This window comes from Mycobacterium sp., from assembly GCF_049608025.1.
Classification (GTDB): domain Bacteria; phylum Actinomycetota; class Actinomycetes; order Mycobacteriales; family Mycobacteriaceae; genus Mycobacterium.
Map to the genome: position 1 here is coordinate 35,968 of NZ_JBMYXC010000005.1, position 15,006 is coordinate 50,973.

The following is a 15,006-nucleotide window of genomic DNA, read 5'->3' on the forward strand; positions in this document are numbered from 1 at the left end:
TTGGCACCCGCTGAGATGGTGATCGACCACTCGGTGATCGTCGATGTGTTCGGCCGCCGCGACGCGTTCGAGCGCAATGTGGACATCGAGTACGAACGCAACGGCGAGCGCTATCAGTTCCTGCGCTGGGGTCAGGGCGCATTCGATGACTTCAAGGTGGTACCGCCCGGCACCGGCATCGTGCACCAGGTCAACATCGAGTACCTGGCCCGCACCGTGATGGTCCGTGATGTCAACGGCACCAAGACCGCCTACCCGGACACCTGTGTGGGCACCGACAGTCACACCACGATGGTCAACGGCCTCGGCGTGCTCGGCTGGGGCGTGGGTGGCATCGAGGCCGAGGCGGCAATGCTGGGTCAGCCGGTGTCCATGCTGATCCCACGCGTCGTCGGCTTCAAGCTCAGCGGCGAGATCAAGCCGGGCGTGACGGCCACCGACGTGGTACTCACTGTGACCGAGATGCTGCGCAAGCATGGCGTCGTCGGCAAGTTCGTCGAGTTCTACGGCGCGGGCGTGGCCGAGGTGCCGCTGGCCAATCGCGCCACGCTGGGCAATATGAGCCCCGAATTCGGTTCCACCGCAGCTATTTTCCCGATCGATGAGGTGACGATCGACTACCTGCGACTGACCGGGCGCGATGATGATCAGCTGGCTCTGGTCGAGGCGTACGCCAAAGCGCAGGGCATGTGGCATGACGCGAACAAAGAACCCGCCTATTCCGAGTATCTCGAACTCGACCTCGGTGACGTGGTGCCCTCGATCGCCGGGCCCAAGCGCCCACAGGACCGGATCCAGCTGTCAGACGCCAAGTCGGCGTTCCGCAAGGAAATCCACAACTATGTGGACGGCGAGGAGGAAAGCTCCATTCAGACCAAGCTGGACGAGGCCGTCGACGAGTCCTTCCCGGCCAGCGATCCGGTGGCCCTGTCCTTCGCCGACGACGGCGCGGTGGACGCCCGGCCCAGCGCGGCCAACGGAGCACACGGCAGGCCCAGTAAGCCCGTGCCGGTGACATCCGAAGAACGCGGCGACTTTGTGCTCGATCATGGTGCGGTGGTCGTCGCGGCGATCACGTCGTGCACCAACACCTCCAACCCCTCGGTGATGCTCGGCGCCGCGTTGCTGGCCAAAAACGCTGTCGACAAAGGGCTGACCTCCAAGCCGTGGGTGAAGACCTCGATGGCGCCGGGATCCCAGGTGGTCAGCGACTACTACGACAAGGCCGGAGTTTGGCCCTACCTGGAGAAGCTCGGCTTCTTCTTGGTCGGGTACGGCTGCACGACGTGCATCGGTAACACCGGACCGCTGCCCGAGGAAATCTCCAAAGCGGTCAACGAGAGCGACCTGTCGGTGACGGCGGTGCTGTCGGGTAACCGCAACTTCGAGGGCCGGATCTCCCCCGACGTCAAGATGAACTATCTGGCCTCGCCCCCGCTGGTTATCGCGTATGCGCTGGCCGGAACCATGGACTTCGACTTCGAGACCGAGCCGCTCGGCAAGGACACCGCCGGCGCCGACGTGTTCCTCAAGGACATCTGGCCGTCGCAGAAGGAGATCTCCGACGTCATCGCGAGCTCGATCAACCAGGAGATGTTCTCGAAGAATTACGCCGATGTCTTCAAGGGGGACGAACGCTGGCGGTCGCTGCCCACCCCGGATGGCAAGACCTTCGATTGGGATTCGAACTCGACCTACGTGCGCAAACCCCCCTACTTCGACGGCATGCCCGCCGCGCCCAACCCGGTCAGCGATATCAGTGGCGCCAGAGTGCTCGCACTACTGGGGGATTCGGTGACCACCGACCACATAAGCCCGGCGGGCAACATCAAGTCGGGCACGCCGGCCGCGCAATACCTGGAGTCCAACGGTGTTCAGCGCAAGGACTACAACTCGTATGGCTCGCGACGGGGAAACCACGAGGTGATGATTCGTGGCACGTTCGCCAACATCCGGCTGCGCAACCAATTGCTCGACGACGTGTCCGGCGGCTATACCCGCGACTTCACCCAGGCCGCCGATGGCGGCGAGGCCCCGCAGGCATTCATCTACGACGCGGCGCAGAATTATGCTGCGCAGGACATTCCGCTGGTCGTGCTGGGCGGCAAGGAATACGGCTCAGGCTCCTCACGGGACTGGGCGGCCAAGGGAACCAGCCTGCTCGGTGTCCGTGCGGTGATCACCGAGTCGTTCGAGCGGATCCATCGATCGAACCTGATCGGCATGGGCGTCATCCCGCTGCAGTTCCCGGCCGGGGAGTCCGCGGCATCGTTGAAGCTGGACGGGACCGAGGTCTACGACATCACCGGCATCACCGAACTCAACAGCGGCAAGACGCCCAAGACCGTCCGGGTGACCGCCACCAAACAGGATGGGTCTCGTACCGAGTTTGATGCCGTCGTACGTATCGACACCCCTGGTGAGGCCGACTATTACCGCAACGGGGGCATCCTGCAATACGTGTTGCGCAACATGCTCAAGACATAGCCAGAGCGCCAGGTAGCAGACGTGCCACCTAGCAGCGTGACATGCCGCGGGTAACCCACGGTCACCTGGCGGCGCGTCGGCGCCAGATCCTCGAGGGCGCTCGGCGGTGCTTTGCCGAGTACGGCTACGACAGGGCCACCGTGCGCCGCCTCGAGCAGGTGATCGGGCTGTCGCGCGGCGCGATCTTCCATCACTTCCGCGACAAGGACACGCTGTTCTTCGAGCTGGCGCGTGAGGACGCCGAACGGATGGCCGAGGTAGCCACGCGCGAGGGCCTGATTCAGGTGATGCGCGAAATGCTCGCCGCACCAGAGCAATTCGACTGGCTTGCGACTCGCTTGGAAATTGCGCGCAAGCTCCGAAACGATCCCGCGTTCAGCCGGGAATGGGCCGAGCGGTCCGCCGAGTTGTCAGCGGCCACCGCCGAACGTCTGCGGCGTCAGAAACGGGCCGGGCGGCTTCGCGACGACGTGCCCGACCAGGTGCTGCGCACCTACCTCGAGCTGGTTCTCGACGGGTTGGTGGCGCGGCTGGCCTCTGGAGACGAACCGGAAAGACTCAGCGCCGCACTGGACCTCGTAGAGGCGTCGCTGCGACAGCCGTAGGCCGTCAGGCCAGCTCGATGAGGTCGCGGTATTCGTCTGACCAGAAGTCCTCGGTGCCGTCGGGCAGCAGCACGACCCGCTGCGGATTCAGCGCCTCGGCCGCCCCCGGATCATGGGTCACCAGCACCACAGCTCCCAGGTAACTGCGCAAGGCGTCCAGGACCTGCTCGCGAGAGGCGGGATCGAGATTGTTGGTCGGTTCGTCGAGCAGCAACACATTCGCGGTGGAGGCCACGAGCCCAGCCAGCGCCAGCCGGGTTTTCTCGCCCCCCGACAGCGTGCCCGCAGGCTGGTCGAGTTGCGCACCGGAGAACATGAACGCGCCCAGCAGACCACGAAGGTCCTGCTCACCGGTGTCTGGAGCGGCGTGACGGATGTTCTCCCACACCGTCGCGCTGTCATCGAGGGTGTCGTGCTCCTGGGCGAAGTAGCCGATCTTGCAGCCGTGCCCGGGCTCCAGTCCTCCCGCATCGGAGCTCTCTGTGCCGGCGAGCAGCCGCAGCAAGGTCGTCTTGCCCGCACCGTTGAGTCCGAGCACCACAACACGCGACCCACGGTCAATCGCGAGGTCGACGCCGGTGAACACCTCAAGGGATCCGTAGTTCTTCGTGAGCCCCTTGGCGACCAACGGGGTTCGCCCGCACGGAGCGGGCGTCGGGAACTTGATGCGCGCTACCTTGTCGGCCACCCGATCTTCGTCGAGTGCAGCCATCATACGTTCTGCACGCCGCAGCATATTCTGTGCAGCAACCGCTTTGGTGGCCTTGGCGCCCATCTTGGCAGCCTGCGTACGCAACGCAGCGGCCTTGCGCTCTGCATTGGCTCGCTCGCGGCGGCGGCGCTGTTCGTCGGTGGCGCGGGCATCGAGGTACTTCTGCCACCCCATGTTGTAGACGTCGGCCTCACCGCGGACCGCGTCGAGGAACCACACTCGGTTGACGATGTCGGAGAGGAGATCGACGTTGTGGCTGATCACGACCAGCCCGCCGGTGTGGTTATGCAGGAAGGCGCGCAACCAGCCGATTGAGTCGGCGTCGAGGTGGTTGGTCGGTTCGTCGAGCAGCAGCGTGGTACCTGAGTTTGGTCCGGCGCCGTGACCTTCCGAGGCGGCGAACAGGATGCGGCTGAGCTCAACCCGGCGGCGCTGACCCCCGGAAAGCGTCCGCAACGACTGGGTCAGAACGCGCTCTGGCAGACCGAGGCTGGCGCAGATGCGGCTGGCCTCACTCTCGGCGGCGTACCCGCCGAGAGCGGCGAACCTCTCCTCGAGTTGTCCATAGCGACGGACCGCCTTGTCGCGGGCGGAATCGTCGGCCACTTCGGCCATCAACGCCTGCTGCTTCTCCAGGTCGGCGAGCAGAGTGTCCAGACCGCGCGCCGAGAGCACGCGGTCGCGAGCCAGCATGTCGAGGTCACCTTCTCTGGGGTCCTGGGGCAGGTAACCGATGTCTCCGGTCCGGGTGACCGTTCCGGCATACGGCTCACCTTCCCCCGCGAGAATGCGCATGGTGGTGGTCTTACCGGCTCCGTTGCGACCGACAAGACCGATGCGGTCGCCGGGCTGAATGCGAAGCGCAGCACCGTCGACGGAGAGCAATGTGCGCGCTCCGGCGCGGACCTCCAGGTCCGTTGCGGTGATCACGCTGCGCTCCCCTACTGCTTGTCGTCGGTGAAGACCGGGGCTCGCCCCTGAGCGCGCGCTGCGACCGCTTCTTCGAAGTTGCCGGTGAGCAAACGTAGGTAAAGCTGACCCAGACCCTCGGCCTGCATGTGCCCTTCCAGGCTAGTGGCGTCCAGTCCACTCCACAGGGTCCGTTTGGTCAATTCGATCCCCGGCCGGGAGAAAGACGCAATCCGCTCGGCCATCTCCAAGCAACAGTCGAGCAGATCGACCGGCGGGACCGAGCGCGACACCAGGCCGATTCGCTCGGCTTCGGCGGCAGCCATGTCCCGCCCGGTCAACATCAATTCGAAGGCGCGCGACGTGCCGATGGCGCGCGGCAACAGAAAGGACAGGCCCAACTCGCTGGCGGTCAGGCCGTTGTTGATGCCCGCTGCGCGGAAATAGGCGTCGGTGGATGCGACGCGGATATCGCAGGCGAGCGCCAGGCACAGGCCCCCACCGATGGCTGCGCCGTTCACCGCGGCAATCACCGGTTGATGCATCTTGCGCAGCGCGAGGATGACCTCGTCGAGCACCTCCATCGAGCGCAGCGCGTACGTGGGCCTGGTCAGGCCATCGACATGGGGCACCGATCCGGCCGACCTGTGGTCGGCACCCGATGAGAATCCGCGCCCGGCTCCGGTCAGCACGATGGCGCGCACCGAATTGTCCGAGTTCAGTTCGTCGAGAACCGCTCTCAACGGCACCATCACATCGAAGGCCATCGAGTTCATCCGCTCGGGCCGGTTGAGCGTCACCAGGGCGACATGTGGACGCGGCCGGTCTACCAGTACGAACTCAGAGGGGTCTTGCGGGTTCACGCTTGCACGGTATCGGGCGCGATGTCAGCGATTACCTCTGGCCGGGTGCCTGCCCATCGCCTTGCGCCGAGATCGCGGCGTCGACGTCGAACTCCTTGATCTTCACCACCAGATCCTCCAACCCAGCCGGGGGTAGCGCCCCAGCCTGGTTGAACACCAACTTGCCCTTCTTGAAAGCCATCAGGGTGGGTATGGAGCGGATATCGGCCGCCGCGGCGAGCTCCTGCTCGGCCTCGGTGTCGACCTTGGCATAGACGACGTCGGGATGCTTTTCCGAGGAGGCAGCGAAGGTCGGGGCGAACTGCCGACACGGTCCGCACCACGTCGCCCAGAAGTCGACGAGCACGATGTCGTTGGCGCTGATGGTGTCATTGAACTCTTCGGCGGTCAGGTCTCGAGTAGCCACGCCATCCTCAACGCGCGTCGGCGCCGCAGTGTTCCCAGCCTCACCGGTACTCGGGATTGGCGAAGTCATACCGACAGCCCGCATCCCATCCCGACCGGACGTTGCCGTATGCGGGGATACCGCCGGCGACCTTCAGCATGCGAGCGAAGTGCATCAAGTTCCACGTCATGAACGTGGTGTTGCGATTGGTGAAATCGTTCTCGGGTCCACCCGACCCCGGATCCAGGTAGGACGGTCCCGGACCTGCTTCGCCGATCCAGCCGGCGTCGGCCTGCGGCGGGATGGCGTAGCCGATGTGCTGGAGCGTGTACAGCACGTTCTGGGCGCAGTGCTTGACGCCGTCTTCGTTTCCGGTGATGAGGCAGCCGCCGACCCGGCCGTAATACAGATACTGACCCGCTTCGTTGAGCAGGTGCGAGCCGCCGTACAGCCGCTCATGCACCTTCTTCATCACCGAACTGTTGTCACCCAGCCAGATCGGGCCGGCGAGCACCAGAATGTCGGCAGCAAGAACCTTCTCGAAGATTCCCGGCCAGTCGTCTGTTTCCCAGCCGTGCTCACGCATGTCGGGCCAAACGCCGGTGGCGATGTCGTGATCGACCGCACGGACGACGTCGACCGCGATGCCGTGCTTGCCCATGATCCCGGCGCTGATTCCGATGAGACCGTCGGTGTGGCTGGCTTCTGGGGAACGCTTCAGCGTGCAGTTGATGAACAGTGCCCGCAGACCGGTGTAGTCGAGATCGATGTCACTCACGAATGCAGCTTCTCCCGCCCATACGGTTCGGGGTTGGTGGGTTCTGATCCACTTCCTGATCCGCTTCCAGATCCAGTCTAGTGGCCAGTGGGTGAACGGAGTGCGGGAATGTTGCCCGCAGTGCTTCGAGGTTCGCCGCCCGGCCGCGGCCGCTCTACACGGTGAACCCGAGCGCTCTGAGCTGTTCGCGTCCGTCGTCGGTGATCTTGTCCGGACCCCACGGCGGATTCCACACCCAGTTGATCTTGATGTCGTTCACCAGGCCGGTCCCCACCAGTGCGCTACGCGACTGATCCTCGATGACATCGGTCAGCGGGCAGGCAGCCGACGTCAGCGTCATATCGATCAGCGCCACCGCACCCGTGTCGGCCTGTTCGATGTTCAATCCATAGACCAAGCCCAGGTCGACCACGTTGATGCCCAACTCGGGGTCGACGACATCGCGCATGGCCTCCTCGAGATCGTCCAGCATCTCGTCATTCTGCGCGCTGGCCTCGGCCATAGTCTGCCTCCTCTAGATCTACATCGGATTCCGCGCTGGCCTGCACCAGCGCATCTTTGAAAGCCATCCAGCCCAGCAGCGCACATTTGACCCGCGCCGGGTACTTCGAGACCCCGGAGAACGCCACGCCGTCCCCGAGCAGGTCTTCGTCGCCCTCGATCCGGCCGCGCGATGCAACCATCTCCGAAAACGCGGCAACCGTCTTGAATGCGTCACCCACACTGTGCCCGATCACCTGGTCGGTCAGCACCGATGTCGAGGCCTGGCTGATCGAGCAACCCTGACCGTCGTAGGAGATGTCCGTAACGGTCTCACCGTCCTCGGACAACGCCACCCGCAGCGTGACCTCATCCCCGCACGTGGGATTGACGTGACTGACCTCGGCGCCGAAAGGCTCACGCAGACCGCGGTGATGCGGATGCTTGTAGTGGTCCAGGATCACCTCCTGGTATATCTGCTCAAGCCGCATCGAAGAACTCCACCGCCCGGCGCACCCCCGCCACCAACCGGTCGACCTCGTCAGCGGTGTTGTAGACAGCGAAAGAGGCCCGCGCCGTCGCCGCGATACCGAACCGGCGGTGCAGCGGCCACGCGCAATGGTGACCGACGCGTACCGCCACCCCCTCATCGTCGAGAACTTGTCCCACGTCATGCGCGTGCACACCGTCCACGACAAACGACACCGGCGAACCGCGGTGCTCCATGGAATGGGGACCGATGATCCGGACGCCATCGATACCCGACAGTCCGGCCAATGCCGCTGCGACCAACTCAGCTTCGTACTGCTCGACCGCGGCCATCCCGATATCCCGTAGGTAACGGGTAGCCGCGCCGAGTCCGACAACCTGTGAGGTCATCGGGGTGCCCGCCTCGAAGCGCTGCGGGGCCGCCGCGTAGGTGGTGGCCGCCATGGTCACGGTCTCGATCATCGACCCGCCGGTCAGGAATGGCGGAAGCGCGCCGAGCAGTTCGGCGCGGCCGTAAAGCACGCCGATGCCGGTGGGGCCCAACATCTTGTGGCCCGAGAACGCGGCAAAATCGACATCCAGGTCGTGGAAGTCCACGGGTTGATGGGGCACCGACTGGCACGCGTCGAGGAGGGTCAGTGCACCGACGGCCTTCGCCCTGGCGACCAGCTCGGCGATCGGGGCAACCGCCCCGGTGACGTTCGAATGATGACTGAAGGCAACAAGTTTCACTCGGTCATCGAGTTCGAGTGAATCCAGGTCGATACGTCCGGCGTCGGGACCCTCGGAAATCACGCTGTACCAGCGCAGCTCGGCACCGGTCCGTCGGCAGAGCTCCTGCCACGGGATCAGGTTCGCATGATGCTCCAACTCGGTGGTGACGATCACATCACCGGGACGGATCGCCCGTTCGAAACGATCGTCGCCGATCGCGTAGGACACGAGATTGATGGCCTCGGTGGCGTTCTTGGTGAACACCAGCTCATCGGGGTCGGCACCCACGAAGGCCGCGATATCTGAACGGCCCTGTTCGTAGGCGTCGGTGGACTCTTCCATCAGCTGATGGGCGCCCCGGTGCACGGCTCCGTTCGAATGAACCAGAAAGTCGCGTTCGGCGTCGAGCACCTGTACCGGGCGCTGCGAGGTTGCACCGGAATCAAGGTATGCCAGTTGACATCCGCCGCGCATCACCCGGCTCAGGATCGGAAAGTCCGCCCGGATTCGGGCGACACCTGCCACATCCAGTGGGCGGCCGACGGTCATCGTCATGGGAGACTCCTCCTAAGAGGCCGGTGCAGCCTGGGTAAAGCGCTCGTAGCCGTTCTCCTCGAGTTCATCGGCCAACTCAGGCCCGCCGGACTGGATGATGCGGCCACCGAAGAACACGTGGACGAACTGGGGCTGGATGTAGCGCAAGATTCGGGTGTAGTGGGTAATGAGTAAGACGCCACCGTGCTCGCTCTCGGCGTAACGGTTCACGCCCTGGCTGACGACCCGCAACGCGTCGACGTCGAGTCCCGAGTCAGTTTCGTCGAGGATGGCAATCTTCGGCTTGAGCAGACCCAACTGCAGGATCTCGTGGCGCTTCTTCTCCCCACCTGAGAAACCTTCGTTGACACTGCGTTCGGAGAAGGTCGGGTCGATGTCGAGGTCACCCATCGCGCCCTTGACCTCCTTGACCCAGTGCCGAAGCTTGGGAGCCTCGCCACGGACCGCGGTAGCGGCGGTGCGCAGGAAGTTCGACATCGACACACCCGGCACCTCGATGGGGTACTGCATCGCCAGGAAGAGTCCTGCCCGGGCTCTTTCATCGATGCTCATGTCCAGGACATCGGCGCCGTCGAGCGTGATCGACCCGGAGGTGACCGTGTACTTGGGATGGCCCGCGATGGCATACGACAAAGTGGACTTGCCGGATCCGTTGGGGCCCATCACGGCGTGGGTCTCCCCCGACTTCACGGTGAGGTTGACTCCCTTGAGGATCGGGATATCGACATCGTCAGCCGAGGTGACAGAGACGTGAAGGTCCTTGATTTCCAGTGTGGTCATGTCTACGAACTTCTCGATTCAGTGATGTGGTTCTTGTGCAATTCTTGCTCGATGGCCTCGGTGAGGCGCTCACGTACGGCCGGGACGGCGATCTTGGCGATGATCTCGTTGAAGAAGCCCCGCACCACCAGTCGCCGGGCTTGCGCTTCCGGAATCCCCCGGGTTCGCAGATAGAACAACTGCTCGTCATCGAAACGACCGGTGGCGCTGGCGTGCCCGGCACCGACGATCTCGCCGGTCTCGATCTCCAGGTTGGGCACCGAGTCGGCGCGGGCGCCATCGGTGAGCACCAGGTTGCGGTTCACCTCGAAGGTATCGGTGCCGGTGGCCTCCGCGCGGATCAGCACGTCACCGATCCACACGGTGTGCGCGTCGGGCAGTTTGGAGCCCGAATCCCCTTGCAGGGCACCTTTGTACAGCACATCGGATTTGCAGTTCGGTTGTGCGTGGTCGACCAGCAGGCGCGACTCGAAGAACTGGCCGTCGTCGGCGAAATAGGTGCCGAGCAACTTGGCGTCGCCGCCGGGACCGGTGAAACGCACTGTCGCCGAGGTGCGGACGACATCGCCGCCCAGCGTGACGTTGATGTGCCCGAGCACCGCGTCCTTGCCCAACCGAGCGTGGTGCGCGCTGACGTGCACCATGTCGTCGGCCCAGTCGGCGATCCAGATCACGCCGAGGCCGGCCGAGTCGCCGACGATGATCTCGACGTTGTCGGCGTAGGTTCCGCTGCCCCGAAGGTCGACCACGACGATGGCCCGGGCCAGTTCTTCAACACGGATCTGCAGATGCCCGTAGGCCACCGCACCCGCACCGGGTCCGGTGATCGCGATTTCGATCGGCTCATCGACTTCGGTCTCGCGTGCCACGGTCACCACCGTCGCGGAGTTGAACGACGAGAACGCCTGAGCGGCAACCCGGTCGGTCGGCGTGCCGCCTTGGCCGAGCCGCTCGTCACCGCGGCGCACGGTTTCCACCGTCACGCCGGGGCGCTCGACAACCTCGATCTGTGCGCTACCGCTCGCGGGCGCGGTGCCGTCGTGCAGGCCGCGCAGCCGCTTCAGCGGAGTGAACCGCCACAGCTCGTCGCGTCCGCCGGGCACCTCGAAGGCATCGACGTCGAAGGAGGCGAACAGTTCGCCCTTATTGGCGCCGGCGAGAGCCGAGCCCGGTGTGGCCGTACCTTCGACCGCTGTCGTGAAATCCTGAGTCACTAACCGACCGCGCCTTCCATCTGTAGCTCGATCAGCCGGTTCAGTTCCAGCGCGTACTCCATCGGGAGTTCCTTGGCGATGGGCTCGACGAAGCCGCGTACGACCATCGCCATGGCCTCGTCTTCGGTAAGTCCGCGACTCATCAGATAGAACAGCTGATCGGCGCTGACCTTCGACACGGTGGCTTCGTGACCCATGGTGACGTCGTCTTCGCGGATGTCGACATACGGGTAGGTGTCACTGCGGCTGACCGTATCGACCAGCAGCGCATCGCATTTCACGCTGGACCGTGAGCCGTGCGCGCCCTTGTTGATTTGGACCAGGCCGCGGTAGGAGGCCCGGCCACCGCCGCGGGCCACGGACTTGGACACGATGTTCGACGATGTACTCGGTGCGAGGTGCAACATCTTGGCGCCGGTGTCCTGGTGCTGACCCTCGCCGGCGAACGCCACCGAGAGCACCTCGCCCTTGGCGTGCTCCCCGGTCATCCACACGGCCGGGTACTTCATGGTGACCTTGGAACCGATGTTGCCATCCACCCACTCCATCGTGGCGCCGGCTTCGGCTCGAGCCCGCTTGGTGACCAGGTTGTACACGTTGTTCGACCAGTTCTGGATGGTGGTGTACCGGCAGCGGCCACCGGGTTTGACGATGATCTCGACGACCGCCGAGTGCAGCGAGTCCGACTTGTAGATCGGCGCCGTGCAGCCCTCGACGTAGTGCACATAGGCGTCTTCGTCGACGATGATGAGGGTCCGCTCGAACTGGCCCATGTTCTCGGTGTTGATCCGGAAGTAGGCCTGCAGCGGGATGTCGACATGTACGCCCTTGGGGACGTAGATGAACGATCCACCAGACCACACTGCGGTGTTCAGTGCGGAGAACTTGTTGTCACCGGCCGGGATCACCGTCCCGAAGTACTTCTTGAAGATCTCGGGGTGTTCCTTCAACGCGGTGTCGGTGTCGAGGAAGATGACACCTTGGGCCTCGAGATCCTCACGGATCGAGTGGTAGACCACCTCCGACTCGTACTGGGCCGCGACCCCGGAGACCAGGCGCTGCTTCTCCGCCTCCGGGATGCCGAGCTTGTCGTAGGTGTTCTTGATATCGGCGGGCAGGTCGTCCCACGTCGCGGCCTGCTGCTCACTCGAACGTACGAAGTACTTGATGTTGTCGAAGTGGATACCTTCGAGGTCGGAACCCCAGTTCGGCATCGGCTTCTTGCCGAACGTCCGCAGCGCCTTCAGCCGGATGTCCAGCATCCACTCGGGCTCGCTCTTCTTCGATGAGATGTCGCGCACCACTGCTTCGGAGAGCCCGCGCTGCGCGCTCGCGCCCGCGACGTCGGAGTCCGACCAGCCGTAGCCGTAGTTGCCCAGAGAAGCAATCGCTTCGTCCTGGGTCAACGGCTCGGCCGGCTTCACTTCTGGGGTGATTGTCACGGCGACACACTCCTTTTGCTCTCGTTGTCACTCAGCGGGACGTGGGTGGTGCAGGCGCAATCGCCGTTGACGATGGTCGCGAGCCGTTGTACGTGAGTACCCAGAACATCGGCCATGGCCTGCTGCTCGGCCTCGCACAGCTCGGGGAACTCCTGGGCCACGTGCGAGACAGGGCAGTGATGCTGACAGATCTGCACGCCGTGCAGTGGCCCCTTCACCCGGGTGGTGGTGGTCGCGTACCCGGCCACGGTCAGCGCGTCAGCGATCCGGTCGGCAGCTGCCTCGACGTCGTCGGCGGCCGCACCGGCGGCGGGCTCGACATTGGCCAGGATCGTGTCGATTCGGGTGCGGGCGAATCTCTTGATGGCCTCGTCACCGCCCAGCTCGCGTAACTGGCGCATCGCTGCCGAAGCCAGGTCGTCATAGGTGTGCTCCAGCTTCGCGCGGCCCGCCGCAGTGAGCTGAAAGCGCTTGGCGGGTCGACCCCGGCCCTCGTGCTGCCAGGCCGCCGCGGCGTTGGCCTGGGCGTCGCCGGCATCGATGAGGGCATCGAGGTGCCGGCGCACACCGGCGGCGGACAGCCCCAGCTGCTCTCCGATGCGGCTCGCGGTGGTCGGACCCGATTCCAGGAGGAGTTGGATGATCGCGCCCCGGGTATCGACATGCCCATCCTCATGGGCGTCACCGTCGGCAGCGCAGGACGGCCCCGACTGCGGTGCAGTCGAGAGCGGAACCCGGGTGCCGATTTTCACAACACCAGTGTGACGCAATTCCGAAACCCGGTCCAGCAAGGGCACCCTAAGCAGGCGGGGAAGGCTACGCTGCCTTGGTGGCAGCCCGCCTGAGCTCCCTGAGCACCTCGATCGCCGGCTGGCACGGCGATGAGCGAACGGTCGGCAGCCCGCTCAACGACGCCGAGCTCATCGCGATGCGCCGGACCAGGTTATTCGGAGCGACCGGCACGGTGCTGATGGCCATCGGCGCCCTCGGCGCCGGCGCCCGCCCCGTGATCCAGGACCCGACATTCGGGGTCCGGCTACTGAACCTGCCGTCGCGTATCCAGACGGTCTCCCTGACGATGACCACCACCGGTGCTGTGATGATGACGCTGGCCTGGCTGATGCTCGGCCGGTTCGCCCTCGGCGAGCGGAAGATGACACGCAGCCAGCTTGACCGCAACCTGCTGCTCTGGGCACTGCCACTGCTGATCGCGCCGCCCATGTACAGCAAGGACGTCTACTCCTACCTCGCACAGAGCGAGATCTCTCTTCAGGGCAGCGACCCCTACGTCGTGGGACCCGCCCCCGGCCTCGGTCTGGCCCATGCCTTCACCCTGTCGGTGCCCAGCCTGTGGCGCGACACGCCGGCACCGTACGGGCCGCTGTTCCTGTGGATCGGCCGCGGCATTTCAGCTCTGACCGGCGAGAACATCGTCGAAGCTGTGTTGTTGCACCGCGTGGTCGTCCTACTCGGCGTGGGAATGATCGTGTGGGCCACGCCGCGACTGGCCCGCCGGTGCGGAGTCGCCGAGGTGAGCGCGCTGTGGCTGGGTGCGGCAAACCCGCTGCTGTTCATGCACCTGGTTGCCGGCATTCACAACGAGGCCCTGATGTTGGGGTTGATGCTGACCGGTACCGAGTTCGCGCTGCGTGGCATCAGCAGCATCCGAGACGCAACCTCCCTTGTCCCTCGGCCACCGGCATGGCCGCGGGGCCGCGAGCAGTGGGCCCGCTGGTACCCGATGGCGATGCTGCTCGTCGGCACGGTGCTCATCACGATGTCATCGCAGGTGAAGCTGCCGTCGCTCCTCGCGCTGGGCTTCGTGGCGATGGCGTTGGGCCATCAACTGGGCGGCACGATCAAGGCGTTCTTCATCGCGAGCGGATCGTTGGCCGCGGTGTCGCTGGCGGTGATGGTGGTGATCGGCTGGGCCAGCGGGCTCGGCTTCGGCTGGCTGTTCACCCTCGGCACCGCCAACGTCGTCCGTAGCTGGATGTCCCCACCGACCCTGCTGGCCCTGGGAACCGGGCAGGTCGGAATTCTGCTCGGCCTCGGTGACCACACCACCGCGGTGCTCGCGCTGACCCGTGCGATCGGCGTCAGCCTGATCGCGGTGATCGTCACCTGGCTGTTGTTCGCGGTGTTCCGCGGTCGGCTCCACCCGGTCGGCGGGCTCGGGGTCGCGCTGGGAGCCACCGTGCTCCTATTCCCCGTCGTGCAACCGTGGTACCTGCTGTGGGCGATCATCCCGCTCGCCGCGTGGGCCACCCGACCAGGCTTTCGGGCGATGGCGATCGCGGCCACTCTCGTGGTCGGGATCTTCGGCCCGACCGCCAATGGGGACCGGTTCGCTTTGTTCCAGATCGTGATGGCGACGCTGGCGAGCGCCGTGATCGTGCTGATCTTGATCGCGTTCACCTACCGACGGCTGCCTTGGCGCCCGATCCCGCCGGACCCCGCCGTCGACGACCGGGAGACGGTCGAGGACCCCGATCCGGGTCCGTCGCCGCCACCAGATCCACCCACCCCCCGGCCCGACGCCTACGCTGGGTCTCCGTGACCTCCGGTGTTGTCGGCTCCCCGCGCGAGCGCT

The 15,006-nt window shown here is 65.0% G+C and carries 14 protein-coding genes; 3 read left to right on the plus strand and 11 right to left on the minus strand.

The window, feature by feature from the left end; genetic code table 11:
- Both ACPGXI_RS03045 and ACPGXI_RS03050 read left to right on the plus strand, forming a co-directional pair.
- A partial coding sequence (locus ACPGXI_RS03045) for an aconitate hydratase (protein ID WP_526649675.1) occupies positions 1–2,487 on the plus strand: 2,487 nt, incomplete at its 5' end.
- Positions 2,488–2,528: 41 nt separating this feature from the next.
- Positions 2,529–3,092, plus strand: coding sequence for a TetR/AcrR family transcriptional regulator (locus ACPGXI_RS03050; protein ID WP_526649677.1), 564 nt, complete (start codon positions 2,529–2,531; stop codon positions 3,090–3,092).
- A gap of 4 nt (positions 3,093–3,096) precedes the next feature.
- On the opposite strand, the gene ACPGXI_RS03055 is transcribed toward ACPGXI_RS03050, so the two are convergent.
- The 11 genes from ACPGXI_RS03055 to ACPGXI_RS03105 form a co-directional block, all read right to left on the minus strand.
- Entirely contained in the window at positions 3,097–4,734 is a 1,638-nt protein-coding gene (locus tag ACPGXI_RS03055; protein WP_526649679.1) for an ABC-F family ATP-binding cassette domain-containing protein, read from the minus strand.
- A gap of 11 nt (positions 4,735–4,745) precedes the next feature.
- Complete coding sequence (locus tag ACPGXI_RS03060; RefSeq protein WP_526649681.1) at positions 4,746–5,576, minus strand: enoyl-CoA hydratase; 831 nt, start codon at positions 5,574–5,576, stop codon at positions 4,746–4,748.
- A gap of 31 nt (positions 5,577–5,607) precedes the next feature.
- Positions 5,608–5,982 carry a thioredoxin gene (gene trxA, locus ACPGXI_RS03065; RefSeq protein ID WP_526649803.1) on the minus strand — a complete coding sequence of 125 codons (375 nt, stop codon included), beginning with the start codon at positions 5,980–5,982 and terminating at the stop codon, positions 5,608–5,610.
- Positions 5,983–6,022: 40 nt separating this feature from the next.
- Entirely contained in the window at positions 6,023–6,739 is a 717-nt protein-coding gene (locus ACPGXI_RS03070) for a flavodoxin family protein (RefSeq protein ID WP_526649683.1), read from the minus strand.
- 154 nt (positions 6,740–6,893) lie between these two features.
- On the minus strand, positions 6,894–7,241 hold the full coding sequence (locus ACPGXI_RS03075) for a metal-sulfur cluster assembly factor (protein WP_526649685.1): 348 nt from the start codon (positions 7,239–7,241) through the stop codon (positions 6,894–6,896).
- A complete protein-coding gene (gene sufU, locus ACPGXI_RS03080; RefSeq protein ID WP_526649687.1) occupies positions 7,216–7,710 on the minus strand; it encodes a Fe-S cluster assembly sulfur transfer protein SufU in 495 nt (164 codons plus the stop codon). Before sufU ends, ACPGXI_RS03075 begins: the two co-directional genes overlap by 26 nt.
- Positions 7,700–8,971, minus strand: coding sequence for a SufS family cysteine desulfurase (locus ACPGXI_RS03085; protein ID WP_526649804.1), 1,272 nt, complete (start codon positions 8,969–8,971; stop codon positions 7,700–7,702). The genes sufU and ACPGXI_RS03085 overlap by 11 nt, the downstream gene beginning before the upstream one ends.
- 18 nt (positions 8,972–8,989) lie before the next feature.
- The gene (gene sufC / locus ACPGXI_RS03090; protein ID WP_526649689.1) at positions 8,990–9,757 is read right to left on the minus strand and encodes a Fe-S cluster assembly ATPase SufC; all 768 of its coding nucleotides are present in this window, start codon (positions 9,755–9,757) and stop codon (positions 8,990–8,992) included.
- A gap of 2 nt (positions 9,758–9,759) precedes the next feature.
- The gene (gene sufD, locus ACPGXI_RS03095; protein ID WP_526649691.1) at positions 9,760–10,971 is read right to left on the minus strand and encodes a Fe-S cluster assembly protein SufD; all 1,212 of its coding nucleotides are present in this window, start codon (positions 10,969–10,971) and stop codon (positions 9,760–9,762) included.
- Positions 10,971–12,377, minus strand: a complete 1,407-nt coding sequence (gene sufB / locus ACPGXI_RS03100; RefSeq protein ID WP_526649806.1) for a Fe-S cluster assembly protein SufB — start codon at positions 12,375–12,377, stop codon at positions 10,971–10,973. The genes sufD and sufB overlap by 1 nt, the downstream gene beginning before the upstream one ends.
- A 32-nt stretch (positions 12,378–12,409) precedes the next feature.
- Complete coding sequence (locus ACPGXI_RS03105; protein ID WP_526649693.1) at positions 12,410–13,165, minus strand: helix-turn-helix transcriptional regulator; 756 nt, start codon at positions 13,163–13,165, stop codon at positions 12,410–12,412.
- A 77-nt stretch (positions 13,166–13,242) separates the two neighbouring features.
- On the opposite strand from ACPGXI_RS03105, the gene mptB reads away from it, so the two are divergent.
- A complete protein-coding gene (gene mptB, locus ACPGXI_RS03110; RefSeq protein WP_526649695.1) occupies positions 13,243–14,973 on the plus strand; it encodes a polyprenol phosphomannose-dependent alpha 1,6 mannosyltransferase MptB in 1,731 nt (576 codons plus the stop codon).
- Positions 14,974–15,006 lie beyond the last annotated feature (33 nt).

Bases quoted from the DNA above. Each gene is read 5' to 3' on its own strand.
- sufU (WP_526649687.1), bottom strand. From the start codon at position 7,710: ATGCGGCTTGAGCAGATATACCAGGAGGTGATCCTGGACCACTACAAG.
- sufC (WP_526649689.1), bottom strand. From the start codon at position 9,757: ATGACCACACTGGAAATCAAGGACCTTCACGTCTCTGTCACCTCGGCT.
- ACPGXI_RS03085 (WP_526649804.1), bottom strand. From the start codon at position 8,971: ATGACCGTCGGCCGCCCACTGGATGTGGCAGGTGTCGCCCGAATCCGG.
- ACPGXI_RS03075 (WP_526649685.1), bottom strand. From the start codon at position 7,241: ATGGCCGAGGCCAGCGCGCAGAATGACGAGATGCTGGACGATCTCGAG.
- ACPGXI_RS03050 (WP_526649677.1), top strand. From the start codon at position 2,529: ATGCCGCGGGTAACCCACGGTCACCTGGCGGCGCGTCGGCGCCAGATC.